Below are 13610 nucleotides of genomic sequence, written 5' to 3' on the forward strand. Positions count from 1 at the left end.
GGTCCCCGTCCCGGCCCGCCGCGTCCCCGGCCGCCGACCCGCCGCCGGCGGCCTCCGCCGCCCGGGCCGCCTTCCGCCGCGACCTGAGCCCACCCGATCGCAGCCAGTTCGCCGCCGGTTCCTCGACGAGGCGGGTCAACGCCCAGCCCAGGACGACCGCCACCACGAGCATCGCGCCCGACTGCGCCATGGGCGGCCAGCCCGCCTCGGACAGCTGGTACATGACGCTGTAGCCGATGTTGTGGTTGACGAGGTAGACGCAGTAGGAGATGCCGGCGAGCCAGATGATGGGACGCATCACCGGGTGGTAGTAGTCCTTGCCCCGGGCGGCGAGCGCGATGCCCACGGTGGCGATCGCGACCCAGAACGTCGAGTCGATGTCGTCGTGGTGGAACTCGTGCGCCCACACGGCGGCGGGCAGCAGCAACAGCGTCGCCCAGTTCCCCCGCCGGTTCCCCCACAGCCACAGGGCGGCGCCGGCGGCGAACAGGTGCGCCCGGTAGGCGCCCCCGGCGGACAGCAGGGAGCGGACCTCCTGCGCCAGTCCGGGCTCGGTGAGCACCAGCTTGGCCACCACCGGCAGGGTGATGGCGGCCGCCAGCACCAGGTGCAGTCGCCAGCCGTGCCCCCACCGCCGCGGCCAGAGCAGCGCCGCGACGCAGAACATGATGATCTGCACCGGCACGGTCCAGTAACTGCCGTCGGTCCTGGCGATCCCCTCGATGAACCCCGGGGGGAGCACCAACATCGTGCCGATCATCGACGTGAAGCTGCGCTGGAGCGACTCGGGGCCGATCAGGTGCGTGATGATCTGGCTGAGCAGGGTGGCGACCAGGAAGGCCGGCAGCATTCGGGCCAGCCGGTTCCGGAGCAGCGTTCCCGGGCCCTTGGAGCTGAGCGTCTGGCAGACGAAGTAGCCGGAGATCATCATCATGATCGCCGCGCCGGACTGGATGCTGAACTCCCACGGGCGCCGTTCCAGTTCGGAGACCAGGAACGGCCCGCCCCAGGTCGCGTGCTGGACGATGACGAAGATGATGGCGAAACCGCGGAGCAGGTCCCAGCTGGTCTGCCGGCGCTTGGGGCGGTCGGTGCCTGCGGCCGGTGCGGCCGGGACGCTGGCCATGCTCTCACTCCCCAGAGGATGTGGTCACGGGTTGTCGGCTGCCGCCGTCGTGGCGCGTCCGCCCGGCCCGTCGCCCTGGGGCGGGCGGCCGTGGTGGAGCAGCAGCACGAGGGGTCCCGGCAGCCGCCGGGTGGCGTTCTCGCCAACCGCGGATCTTGTGGTGCCGTGTGGCGGCCGAAGTTACCGCATGACCGGAGGCTCTGACGCGGAGGCCAGCCAATCGCGACCCCGTCGTTATCGCTGTTCACCCCCTGGTAGGTGTCGAATCCGCCAGGCCGGGGTGTTCACCGCGCGGTCAGTGGCGCTGCGTCGCACGTGTCGTCCGTCCGGGTGGCGGGGCCGGGTGGCGGCGGTGCGTGCGGTGCCGCACCGGGGACCCGGCCCGTGCGGTAGGCTGGCTCGGAACGCGGCGAACCGCCTCGGCTGAGGCAGGCTGATCACGCGCCGGAACCGTGGGGCGGTCGTCCGCCCGCGAACGGCGCGGACCCGATGTCGACTGCCTGGACAGCATGGTGCGGCCCCGCGCCGAGTGCGCCATGAGCGCTGGCGTAGGATGCCCTGCGGTGCCGAACGCCGACAGGCCAGGATTTCTGACAAGGTAAGGTTTTCGATTATGCCTCCCAAGCAGCGTAAGACGTTCGAAGCGACGTTGGAGCTCGAAGCTGGCAACGCTGCCATGGTCGACCTCGGTAAGATGCTCGGCCCGACCGGCGCGAACACCCGCCAGATCAAGCTCGAGTACGACGAGGCCACCTCGGCCCAGCGTGGCGAGATCGCTCCCGTGGTCATCACGGTGTACGAGGACCGCAGCTACTCCCTGCGGTACAAGACCCCGCCGACGAGCTTCCTGATCCGGAAGGCCCTGGGGGTCACCACGGGCCACGCCAAGCCCGGCCACGGCTCCGGCGGCACCCTGACCCAGGAGCAGGTTCGGCAGATCGCCGAGCGCAAGATGCCCGACCTGAACGCGACCAGCATCGAGGCCGCCATCAAGGTCGTCACCGGTTCCGCGCGGTCGATGGGTGTCTCCATCGCCGACTGACCTGTCGTTCGGTCCAGCCTGAGCGACGACGTGCCGTACCAGCCCGTCCGGGTCCTCCCGGGCGGGCTGTGCCGTGTTCCGGGTGAGGTGTTCCTCGGTTGCGCACGGCGACCGAAGAGCTCGGCCGTGTCGCGGCGCCCGGCCGTCCGGCCCGCGTCCCGATTGGCCCTGTCGCGGTCTCCGCGTCCGGCGGGGGCGGGGCCGGTGGCTGGGAACGGGTGCGCCACCCACCGCCGCGTAGACCGACCGGGAGTGCGTGGCAGCCCGGGCCGGCGCGGCCGGTGGGAGTCTCCGTCCGCGTGCCCTCCGGTGGGCGCGGACCGAGGAGCAGGGCCCGAGGTCACCGCGTGACGGCCTCCGAGCGCCGGGGGGCCGGATCCCGCCGGCCGGTCGCCGGCCGTGGTGCTGGGGCCGTTCCACGTCGCCTGGCTGCGCGGCGGACTCGGCGTCGCGGGGGCCGCCTCCGGTCGTGGCCATCCCTCGGTGGTCGGAGGTGGCGTGGTCGCGCGTGTCGAACGGCGTGAGGGGCCGCCGTCGACGCCCGTCGAACGACGCGCCCAGCAGGCCCACATCGGGCTGGGCAAGCGCTGTCCTTGTTCGCTCGTGCGCCGACCGTTACAGTCGCGGCCTGCCTTCGGACCACTTCCCGACCCGCCGACGCGCCAGAAGTGGGAGCGCTCCCAGTCGTCCGTGGTGCCAGGGAGGTTGGGGATGGCGGCCGTTGGCGGACCGGATACCGCCCGGTGCGTCAGGGCGTGCGGCCGAACGGGGTAGGAAGAATTTCCTGATCGTCCGAATGGCGGAGTAGTTTCCTCCGTTCATCGCGGAAGGTGAGCAAATCATCACTTTCGGCGACATTCGGGGTTTACACCGTGTTGCGCAAGAATTACGATCAGGGCTTGGGAGCGCTCCCATCACGCCACGTCTCATCGACTCGATGCCCCGCGTCCGACGAGGTTTCACGTGAGGAGTAGCCGTGACGAACGGCCCGTTACGCAGACGTACGTGCCTGACCGCAGCGATCTCGCTGTTGACGGTGACCGCGCTCGGAGCCACCTCGCCCGCGCTGGCCGACACCGGCACAGCGGAACCGGGGAGTGGCCAGTTCAACTACGGTGAGGCGCTCCAGAAGTCGATCTGGTTCTACGACGCGCAGCGCTCCGGTGTGCTGCCGGCCGACAACAGGGTCAGCTGGCGCGGCGACTCGGCCGTGGACGACGGTTCCGACGTGGGCCTCGACCTCAGCGGCGGGTTCTACGACGCCGGGGACCACGTGAAGTTCGGCTTCCCGTTCGCCTACACCATGACCATGCTCGCCTGGGGCGCCGTCGAGGAGCCCGAGGCCTACGCCGAGTCGGGCCAGCTGGAGTACCTCAAGGACAACCTGCGCTGGGGAACCGACTACATCCTGCGCGCGCACCCCGAGCCCGACGTGCTGTACGGACAGGTCGGCGACGGCCACCTCGACCACGCCTTCTGGGGGCCCGCCGAGGCGATGACGATGGAACGTCCCGCCTTCCGGATCGACCCCAGCTGCCCCGGTTCCGACCTCGCCGGGGAGACCGCGGCGGCCCTGGCCGCGTCCTCGCTCGTGTTCGCCGACTCCGACCCGGCCTACGCGGACACCCTCGTCGAACACGCCCGGCAGCTGTACGACTTCGCCGACACCCACCGGGGCGTGTACTCCGACTGCATCACCAACGCGCAGGACTTCTACAACTCCTGGGACGGGTACCAGGACGAGTTGGTCTGGGGCGCGATCTGGCTCCACCGCGCGACCGGCGAGCAGGCCTACCTGGACAAGGCGCGCCAGGAGTACGCGCTGCTGCCCGACCCGAACGGCTGGAAGTCCTACGGCTGGACGCATTCCTGGTCGGACAAGGCGTACGGCAGCTACGTGCTCATGGCGCAGCTCACCGGTGAGCAGCAGTACGTGGAGGACGCCAACCGGTGGCTGGACTTCTGGACCGTCGGGGTCAACGGCGACCGGGTCGACTACTCCCCGGGTGGACAGGCGGTGCTCGACACCTGGGGGTCGCTCCGGTACGCGACCACCACGGCGTTCGTCGCGCTGGTGCACAGCGGGACGGTGAGCGATCCGGTGCTGCGCCAGCGGTACCACGACTTCGGAGTCCGCCAGATCGACTACGCCCTCGGTGACAACCCCCGCCAGTCCAGCTACGTGGTGGGCTTCGGTGAGAACCCGCCGGTGAACCCCCACCACCGCTCCGCCCACGGTTCCACCACCGACGACATCCACGTCCCCGCGACCAACGCGCACGTGCTGTACGGCGCGCTGGTCGGCGGCCCGGCCCAGCCCGACGACCAGTACGTGGACGACCGCACCGACTACATCTCCAACGAGGTCGCCCTCGACTACAACGCCGGGTTCACCTCGGCCCTGGTCAAGCTCTACGCCGAGTACGGCGGCGAACCGCTGCCCGACTTCCCGCCCTCGGGCGCCGGCACGCGCTGAGGACACCGGCGGCCGGTCGGCCGCCCGCCCGACTCCGGTGCGGAACGTGCTGCGCGCCCACGCGTTCCGCACCGGACCCCAACCCCCAGTCGCGGTCATCCAGCACGAGAGCGCTCATTCGATCCGGCGGCGGAGACGAACCGGTTGACCGCGACTGCGGGGACCCGTCCGCCCGGAGGGAGGCGCTCGCCCGGGAACAGCCCGTTCCCGGTGAACGTCCAGTGACGAGTGGAGGACATCCCTGCCATGACAACGTCCACGTTACGGCGGCGGTCGGTGAGGAAGGCACCAGTACTCGCGGCGGCCGCCCTCCTGACCACCGCGATGGTGCCGGTGACCTCGGGGGCGGCCTTCGGCGGTGCCGAGTCCGACCTCCCGGCCGCCGGGACCGAGGTCGAGCCCCGCCAGCCCTCGGAGTACGAGGCGGCCTTCCTCGAGCAGTACGAGAAGATCAAGGACCCGGCCAGCGGCTACTTCCGCGAGTTCGACGGGCTGCTGGTGCCCTACCACTCGGTCGAGACCTTGCTGGTGGAGGCACCGGACCACGGTCACCAGACCACCTCCGAGGCGTTCAGCTACTACCTGTGGCTGGAGGCGACCTACGGCAGGGTGACCGGTGACTGGGAGCCGTTCAACGCGGCCTGGGAGTCGCTGGAGCGCTTCGCCATCCCGGGCACCGAGGACCAGCCGACGAACTCCTCCTACGACCCGGGGAGCCCGGCGACCTACGCCGCCGAGCACCCCTCGCCCACCCAGTACCCGGCCCTGCTCCGGCCGGACGTGCCGGTCGGCGAGGACCCGCTGGCCAGCGAGCTGAGCGCCACCTACGGCACCGACGAGATCTACGGCATGCACTGGCTGCTCGACGTGGACAACGTCTACGGCTACGGCTTCTGCGGGGACGGGACCGACGACGCGCCGGCCTTCATCAACACCTACCAGCGCGGTTCCGGCGAGTCGGTGTGGGAGACGGTGCCGCACCCGTCCTGCGAGACCTTCGAGTTCGGCGGGGAGAACGGCTTCCTCGACCTCTTCACCGACGACCAGTCCTACTCCCCGCAGTGGCGCTACACCAACGCCCCTGACGCGGACGCCCGCGCCGTCCAGGTCGCCTACATGGCGCAGACCTGGGCCGAGGAGCAGGGGCAGGCGGGAGCGGTCGCCGACACCGTGGCCGACGCCGCGAAGCTGGGCGACTACCTGCGGTACTCGATGTACGACAAGTACTTCAAGCGGATCGGCGACTGCACCAGCGAGACGGGGTGCCCGGGAGCGCAGGGCAAGGACAGCGCGCACTACCTGCTGTCCTGGTACTACTCCTGGGGCGGTGCCCTGGCCGACGCCCAGTACCCGTGGGCGTTCCGCATCGGCTCCAGCGCCTCCCACCAGGGCTACCAGAACGTCCTGGCCGCGTGGGCGTTGTCCGAGGTGGACGAGCTGATCCCCGAATCCCCGACCGCCCAGCAGGACTGGGCCACCAGCCTGGACCGCCAGCTGGAGTTCCTGCGGTGGCTCCAGTCCGCCGACGGGGGCATCGCCGGCGGCGCCACCAACAGCTGGCAGGGTGACTACTCCGATCCCGGAGCGGACCACCCCACCTTCTACGGGATGGCCTACGACTGGCAGCCGGTCTGGAACGACCCGCCGAGCAACAACTGGTTCGGCTTCCAGGTGTGGGACATGGAACGGGTGGCCCAGTACCACCACATCACCGGCGACGAGCGCGCCGGTGAGATCCTCGACAACTGGATCCCCTGGGCCATCGAGCACACCACGGTCGGCACCGGAGGCGACTTCGGAGTGCCGAGCAACCTCTCGTGGAGCGGGGAGCCCGACACCTGGGACGCCGCCAACCCCGGCGACAACGCGTCACTGCGGGTGACCGTCGTGGACCAGAGCCAGGACGTCGGCGTGGCCGCGGGGCTGGCCAAGACCCTGCTCTACTACGCCGCCGCCACCGGTGACAGCGCCGCGCTGGAGACCGGCGAGGGGCTGCTCGACGCGCTGCTGGCGAACCAGACCGAGCTCGGCATCGCCACCGAGGAGACCAGGGAGGACTACTCCCGGTTCGAGGAGACCGGAGACCAGCAGCTCTACATCCCCGAGGGCTGGACCGGCACGATGCCCAACGGGGACGTGATCGACTCGAACTCCACCTTCGGGTCCATCCGCAGCTTCTACCAGGACGACCCCGACTGGCCGCAGGTCCAGGCCTACCTGGACGGCGGCCCCGCGCCGACCTTCACCTACCACCGCTTCTGGGCGCAGACGGACATCGCGACCGCCTTCGCAACCCACGCCGAACTCTTCGGCTGACCCGGTGGCCGGGGCGTCACCCGCTCAACGGCGAGCGGGTGGCGCCCCACTCCGTCGTGGGCGACCCGCTGCCGGTTCCGGGCGAGGGGCAGGGCCGGTCGCTTCGCGGGGCGCGGCTCACACCGAGCCGCGCAACACCAGTTCGTTGGGGACGATGACCGGGTCGGTGGTCGTGCTCCCGCCCTCGATGAGGGTCAACAGCATCCTCGTCATCTCCCGCCCCATCAGCTCCGTCGGCTGCCGCACCGAGGTCAGCGGGGGATCGGTGTGCCTGGCCGTCTCGGAGTCGTCGAAGCCGACGACGGCGACGTCGTCGGGGACCCGCCGCCCCGCGGCCCGCAGCGCGCGCATCGCGCCGACGGCCATCATGTCGCTCGCGGCGAACACCGCGTCCAGCTCGGGGTCGCGTTCGAGCAGCTGCCGCATGGCCCGTTCGCCGCTCTCCTGGCTGAAGTCGCCGAAGGCGCACAGGTCGCGGGGGACACCCCGCCGCCCCCGGAGGGCCTTGCGGTAGCCGGCCAGCCGGTCCACCCCCACCGACATGTCCTGCGGTCCGGTGATCGCGGCGATGCGGCGGCGACCGCGTTCGTAGAGGTGGGCGGTGGCGGCGCGGGCGCCCTCGACGTTGTCGGAGTCGACGTAGGGGAGGGAGGGGTGCGACAGCTGGGGGCGTCCGGACATGACCACCGGGGTGCCGTTCTCCATGAGGCGCCAGGGCAGGGGGTCGTCGCCGTGCACGGAGACGAGGATGGCCCCGTCGACGTGGCCGTTGCGGACGTACTGCTCGACCTGGGCGTGTTCCCGGGCCGTCCAGGCCATCACCAGCACCAGTTGGAGCCCGCTGGCGGACAGTTCCTTGCTGACTCCCCGCAGCAGGCTGCCGAAGAAGGGCTCGGTGAAGACACGGGACTCCGGTTCGGAGACGACGAAGGCCACCGAGTCGGCGCGGCGGGTGGCGAGGCTCCTGGCGGCCCGGTTGGGAACGTAGCCCAGCTGCTGCACGGCTTCCAGCACCGACGCCCGAGCGGCCTCGCTGACCTGCGGGGAGCCGTTGACCACCCGGGAGACCGTACCCCGGGACACCCCCGCGGCCGCCGCCACCTGTTCAAGGGTCGGACGGGCACTCCCGTTGCCGCTGCGTGTGGCTTCCACCACTGATGTACCTCCCCGACTAGCGCCTACCCAAGGGGCCGTTCGCGAGCCCTGCTGGCCAACCGACTGGTGGTGGGTCAGCGAGATGCTCCCCGCCCCGCCCCCGTGGTGGGTGTGAGCGCTCCTACCGCCGATGGTAGGCCACCCGGACCACTGGAACCGCGAGACGACGAACGCCCTGGTGGTGGAGTGGTCACGGTGCGTGAGGCCCCGCGTCGAGCCTACTCGTGAGAGCGCTCCCGGGCTAGTTGGCTGCCGGTCAAGCGACGAGCGCCACGTTGGAGGATGACCACAAAGGACCGACGGTTCGTTTGTCCCTCCAACGAGGACTTTTCGAGCAGGTCAGGGCGGAGTTTCGACGAGCGGGGCAACCCCGGAGCGTGATCTTCAGGTCACGGGCGTGCAACAGTGCTTGACAGTGGGGCGCGTCACTCGAAGACTGGTCAAGCGAATTTGGGAGCGCTCACATGAGGTGTGGCGCCGTCGTTCCTCGAGGCAGGTCGACCGTCGCACCCACCAACAGGGAGTTCGAGGTGCGTGATTCAACGATGCGTCACTTATCCAGGACAACGCTGACCGTGTCGGCCGGAATGGCGGCCGTGCTGACGCTGGCCTCGTGCGGTGGTGGCGGGGGAGGTGGCGGTGGCGGCGACGGCGAGATCGAGCTGACCATCGCGACCTTCGGTTCGATGGGCTACGAGGCCCTGCTGGAGGAGTACGAGGAGCAGAACCCGGGCATCACCATCGTCCAGCAGCACACCGGACGGTCACCCGCCCACCACCAGAACCTGTTCCAGAAGCTCGGCGCCGGCTCGGGGCTGTCCGACATCGAGGCGGTGGAGGAGGGCCACATGGCCCGGGCCCGGAGTGCCTCCTCCCGCTTCCACGACCTCAACGAGATCGGCCCGGAGGGGCTGGACGACCGCTGGCAGGAGTGGAAGTACACCGCCGGTCAGGACGCCGAGGGACGGCTGATCGGTTACGGGACCGACATGGGTCCGCTGGCGATGTGCTACCGGCAGGACCTCTTCGAGGAGGCCGGCCTGCCCTCCGACCCGGAGGAGGTGGCTCCCCTGTTCGAGACCTGGGAGGCCTACTTCGAGGCCGGCGACGAGTTCACCTCGGCCGACATCGGCTCCGCCTGGTTCGACAACGGGAGCCAGGTCTTCAACGCGATGAACAACCAGCTGGAGTTCGGCTACTACGACGCAGAGGACAACCTGATCGTCGAGAGCAACGAGGACGTCCGGCACAACTGGGACCGGGTGGGCGAGGCGATCGAGGGCGGCCAGTCCGCCGGCCTGGCCGCGTTCAGCAACGAGTGGGAGAACGGTTTCGCCGACTCGGCGTTCGCGACCAAGACCTGCCCCGCCTGGATGATGGGGCCGATCAAGGAGCACTCCGGTGACGAGCACGCCGGCAAGTGGGCCATCAGCCCGACCTTCCCGGACGGCGGCGGGAACTGGGGCGGCACCTACCTGACGGTGCCCACCCAGAGCGAGCACCCGGAGGAGGCCGCCGAGCTCGCGGCCTGGCTCACCGCCCCCGAACAGCAGATCCGTGCCTTCGTGGCGGAGGGGCCGTTCCCGGCCCAGGTCGAGGCCCTCGACATGGAGGAGCTGCTGGAGCACCGCGACGACTACTTCGCCACCCCGGACGTCGGCCCGCTCTTCTCCGAGGCGGCCAAGCAGATCGAGCGGGCGCAGTACAAGGGCCCGAGCGACGGCGACCTGCAGGACAACGTGTTCGGACCGGCCATCCAGACCATCGAACAGGGGCTGGCCAGCCCGGACGAGGCGTGGGAACAGGCGGTACGCGGCGCCAACGAACTGGAGAACTGACCGCGACCCCCCGGCGGGGCGCCGAACGGCGCCCCGCCAGCTCCACGACCGTCATCCGCCCGCCGCGTCCGCGCAGCCCCTACCGAGGAGGGGGAGTTGGCCGATCTGCGCTCCGTGACCCCCGAGGCGTCCCGGAAACCGTCTCCACCGCCGGGAGGCCCCCCAGGCTCCGGCAAGAACACCCTGACCCTGCGACAGCGCCTGTACCGATTCGACGTGAAGTCGGCGCCCTACCTCTACATCGCGCCGTTCTTCATCGTCTTCGGCCTGGTCGGCCTGTTCCCGCTGCTCTTCACCGCCTACGTCTCGCTGTTCGACTGGGACATGCTCGCCGACGAACAGCAGTTCGTCGGGCTGGACAACTACGCCCGGCTGATCGAGTCGGACCAGTTCTGGAAGGCGCTGGTCAACACGATCAGCATCTTCCTGCTCTCCACGGGTCCGCAGCTGGTGATCGCGGTCCTGTTGGCCGTGCTGCTGGACGCCAGGATCCGCGCCCGGACCGGCTTCCGCGTCAGCGTGCTGATCCCGTACGTCGTGAGCCTGGTCGCCCTGGGCATCATCTTCAGCAACCTGTTCGGGCACAACTACGGCCTGATCAACAACGTGCTGGAGTTCTTCGGTTTCGAACGGATCAACTGGCACAGCGACCGCTTCGCCAGCCACGTCGCCATCGCCACGATGGTGAACTGGCGGTGGACCGGGTACAACGCGCTCATCGTCCTGGCGGCCATGCAGGCGATCCCCCGGGACCTCTACGAGGCGGCCGTCGTCGACGGGGCCGGCCCGTTCCGCCGGTTCTTCAGCGTCACGATGCCGTTGCTGCGGCCCACGTTGATCTTCGTCGTGATCACCTCGACCATCGGCGGGCTCCAGATCTTCACCGAGCCCAAGCTGTTCAGCGACATCCCGGGTTCGAACAACGGTGGGTCGGACAACCAGTTCCAGACCATCACCCTGTTCATGTACCAGGTCGGGTTCGAGCGTTTCGACCTCGGGTACGCCTCGGCGATCGCCTGGACGCTGTTCCTGCTGATCGTCGTGTTCGCGCTGATCAACTTCCTGATCACCCGCCGGATCGCCTCGACCGGGGAGGACCGTCGATGAGCACCCAGACCATCCCCCGGCCGCCGAGGACCCGACGACGCGCGGGGTCGGCGGGGGGAGAACACGCGTCCCTGATCAGCAGGCCGCGTTTCCTGACCTACGGGCTGCTGCTCGCGTTCGTCCTCGGATCGGTCTTCCCGCTCTGGTGGTCGTTCATCGTGGCCAGCCACGAGAGCGCGGTGGTGCGGGAACGCATCCCACCCCTGCTGCCCGGCGGCAACTTCTTCGCCAACGCCGGCGAGGTGTTCGACACCGTTCCCTTCTGGCTGGCGCTGGGCAACAGCCTCATCGTGGCGACCACGGTGACGGTGTCGGTGGTGCTCTTCGGAACCCTCGCCGGCTACGCCTTCGCCCGGCTGCGGTTCAGCGGGAGCAACGCCCTGTTCGCCTTCGTGGTCGCCACGCTGGCGGTACCCACCCAGCTGGGCATCATCCCGCTCTACATCGCGATGACGTCCTACGGCTGGCAGGGCCAGCTCGCCGCCGTGATCGTCCCGAACCTCGTCACCGCGTTCGGGGTCTTCTGGATGCGCCAGTACCTGGTCGGAGCGCTGCCCCACGAACTGCTGGAAGCCGCGAGGGTCGACGGGTGCAGCATGATCCGGACCTTCTGGCACGTGGTCCTGCCGATCGCCCGTCCCGCCGCCGCGATCCTCGGGCTGTTCACCTTCATGCACTCCTGGAACGACTTCCTCTGGCCCCTCGTCGTCCTGGACGCCCAGAACCCGACCGTGCAGGTGGCCCTGGAACGGCTCCAGGCCGGCTACTACACCAACTACTCGCTGGTGCTGGCCGGGACGACGCTGGCCACGATCCCGATCCTCCTGGTCTTCGTCATCTTCGGAAAGCAGATCGTCGCCAACATCGCCCAGGGGGCGGTGAAGGGATGAGCGGGCCCGCGGGGCCCGACCGCCGACCGGACGCGCCTCCGGTCGGCGCCTTCCCCGCGGGGTTCACCTGACCCCCGCCGCCTACACACCCGCGAGCAACACCGAGCCAAGGACGGAGGCGAGGGGCGCTCCCCGGCCGGCCGCCGGGGACGGCGCGCCCCCACAACGAGATGACGGAACACACTGCCCAGGACCCGGCCGCGAGTTCGGCCGCCATCACGTTCCCGGAAGGGTTCCTCTGGGGCGCGTCCACCGCGTCCTTCCAGATCGAGGGCTCCACCACCGCCGACGGGCGCACCGCCTCCATCTGGGACACCCTCTGCGGGAAACCCGGCGCGGTGGCCAACGGCGACACCGGTGACCCGGCGGCGGACCACTACCGCCGGGTGTCCGAGGACGTCGCGCTGATGGCGGACCTCGGCCTGGCCACCTACCGGTTCTCGGTCGCCTGGCCGCGAGTGCGACCGGACGGCGGGCCGGTCAACCAGCGGGGCCTGGACTTCTACCAGGGCCTGGTCGACGAGCTGCTGGAACGCGACATCGTCCCGTGGATCACCCTCTACCACTGGGACCTCCCGCAGGCCCTGGAAGAGCGGGGCGGGTGGACGAACCGGGACACCGCCTACCGCTTCGCGGAGTACGCGGACACCGTGCTCACCGCGCTCGGTGACCGGGTGCCGTTCTGGACCACGCTGAACGAGCCCTTCTGCGCGGCATTCCTCGGGTACGCCTCGGGCGAGCACGCTCCTGGGCGGACCGAGCCGGACGCGGCGGTCGCCGCCGCGCACCACCTGCTGGTGGCCCACGGACTCGGCACGGCGCTGATCCGGGCGCGGCGGCCCGACGTCAAGCTGGGGATCACCCTGAACCCCGCCCCCATCGTGCCGGCGGACCCCGCCGACCCGGTGGACGTCGCCGCCGCCCAGCGGGTGGACCTGGTGCGCAACCGCGTCTTCCTCGACCCGCTGTTCCGGGGCGAGTACCCGGAGGACGCCCACACGCAGTTCGACCAGTTCGGGTTCTCCGAACTCGTCCGCGACGGTGACCTGAAGCTCATCTCCCAGCCGATCGACCTGCTGGGCGTCAACTTCTACCACGACGAGGTGGTCTCCGGGCACGGTGGGACGGAACCGCCCTCCGCCGGCGGACGCCCCACGCCGCTGGTCGGGGCCGCCCCGTTCAGCAACCCCCAGCGCGACCTGCCCCGGACGGCGATGGGCTGGCCCGTCGACCCCCGCGGGCTGACCGACCTGCTGTTGCGGCTGCACCGGGAGTACCCGGGCGTCCCCCTCTACATCACCGAGAACGGCGCCGCCTACCCGGACACCGTGGGCGAGGACGGTCAGATTCACGACGAGGACCGCACCCGGTACCTCGACGGCCACCTGCGCGCCGCGCACGCCGCCATCGAGCAGGGCGTCGACCTCCGGGGTTACTGCTGCTGGTCGCTGTTGGACAACTTCGAGTGGGCCTGGGGGTACGACCAGCGGTTCGGTGTCGTCCACGTCGACTACAAGACGCAGGAGCGGACGGTCAAGGACAGCGGGAAGTTCTTCGCCAGGGTGATCGAGGCCAACGGGATACCCGGCTCCAGCGACTGAGAACAGGCGCGGCCGGGCCGGCGCGGGGACGCCCGAGGATCATGACCCGGGCGTCCCCG

The 13610-nt window shown here is 70.1% G+C and carries 9 protein-coding genes; 7 read left to right on the top strand and 2 right to left on the bottom strand.

Features of this window, described 5'->3' with window-relative positions:
- On the bottom strand, positions 1-1126 hold a 1126-nt coding region (locus ACTIDRAF_RS0207695; protein WP_016698148.1), incomplete at its 3' end, for an acyltransferase family protein.
- A gap of 613 nt (positions 1127-1739) precedes the next feature.
- Here ACTIDRAF_RS0207695 and ACTIDRAF_RS0207700 point away from each other — a divergent pair.
- The 3 genes from ACTIDRAF_RS0207700 (at position 1740) to ACTIDRAF_RS27760 (ending at position 6960) form a co-directional block, all read left to right on the top strand.
- Positions 1740-2168, top strand: a complete 429-nt coding sequence (locus ACTIDRAF_RS0207700) for an uL11 family ribosomal protein (RefSeq protein WP_016698149.1) — start codon at positions 1740-1742, stop codon at positions 2166-2168.
- A 976-nt stretch (positions 2169-3144) separates the two neighbouring features.
- Complete coding sequence (locus ACTIDRAF_RS27755; protein WP_016698150.1) at positions 3145-4644, top strand: glycoside hydrolase family 9 protein; 1500 nt, start codon at positions 3145-3147, stop codon at positions 4642-4644.
- 246 nt (positions 4645-4890) lie between these two features.
- Complete coding sequence (locus ACTIDRAF_RS27760; protein ID WP_083886156.1) at positions 4891-6960, top strand: glycoside hydrolase family 48 protein; 2070 nt, start codon at positions 4891-4893, stop codon at positions 6958-6960.
- A 117-nt stretch (positions 6961-7077) separates the two neighbouring features.
- Here ACTIDRAF_RS27760 and ACTIDRAF_RS0207715 read toward each other — a convergent pair whose 3' ends face one another.
- Positions 7078-8061, bottom strand: a complete 984-nt coding sequence (locus tag ACTIDRAF_RS0207715) for a LacI family DNA-binding transcriptional regulator (RefSeq protein ID WP_245533468.1) — start codon at positions 8059-8061, stop codon at positions 7078-7080.
- 599 nt (positions 8062-8660) lie between these two features.
- Between ACTIDRAF_RS0207715 and ACTIDRAF_RS0207720 the strand changes: the two genes are divergently transcribed.
- The 4 genes from ACTIDRAF_RS0207720 (at position 8661) to ACTIDRAF_RS0207735 (ending at position 13551) form a co-directional block, all read left to right on the top strand.
- On the top strand, positions 8661-9953 hold the full coding sequence (locus ACTIDRAF_RS0207720; protein WP_342626676.1) for an ABC transporter substrate-binding protein: 1293 nt from the start codon (positions 8661-8663) through the stop codon (positions 9951-9953).
- 96 nt (positions 9954-10049) lie between these two features.
- Complete coding sequence (locus ACTIDRAF_RS0207725; protein ID WP_016698154.1) at positions 10050-11060, top strand: carbohydrate ABC transporter permease; 1011 nt, start codon at positions 10050-10052, stop codon at positions 11058-11060.
- Entirely contained in the window at positions 11057-11950 is an 894-nt protein-coding gene (locus ACTIDRAF_RS0207730; protein ID WP_016698155.1) for a carbohydrate ABC transporter permease, read from the top strand. The genes ACTIDRAF_RS0207725 and ACTIDRAF_RS0207730 overlap by 4 nt, the downstream gene beginning before the upstream one ends.
- Before the next feature lie 170 nt (positions 11951-12120).
- On the top strand, positions 12121-13551 hold the full coding sequence (locus ACTIDRAF_RS0207735) for a GH1 family beta-glucosidase (RefSeq protein WP_016698156.1): 1431 nt from the start codon (positions 12121-12123) through the stop codon (positions 13549-13551).
- The last annotated feature ends 59 nt before the right edge of the window (positions 13552-13610 follow it).

The sequence above is a fragment of the Actinoalloteichus spitiensis RMV-1378 genome (assembly GCF_000239155.1).
GTDB lineage: Bacteria > Actinomycetota > Actinomycetes > Mycobacteriales > Pseudonocardiaceae > Actinoalloteichus_B > Actinoalloteichus_B spitiensis.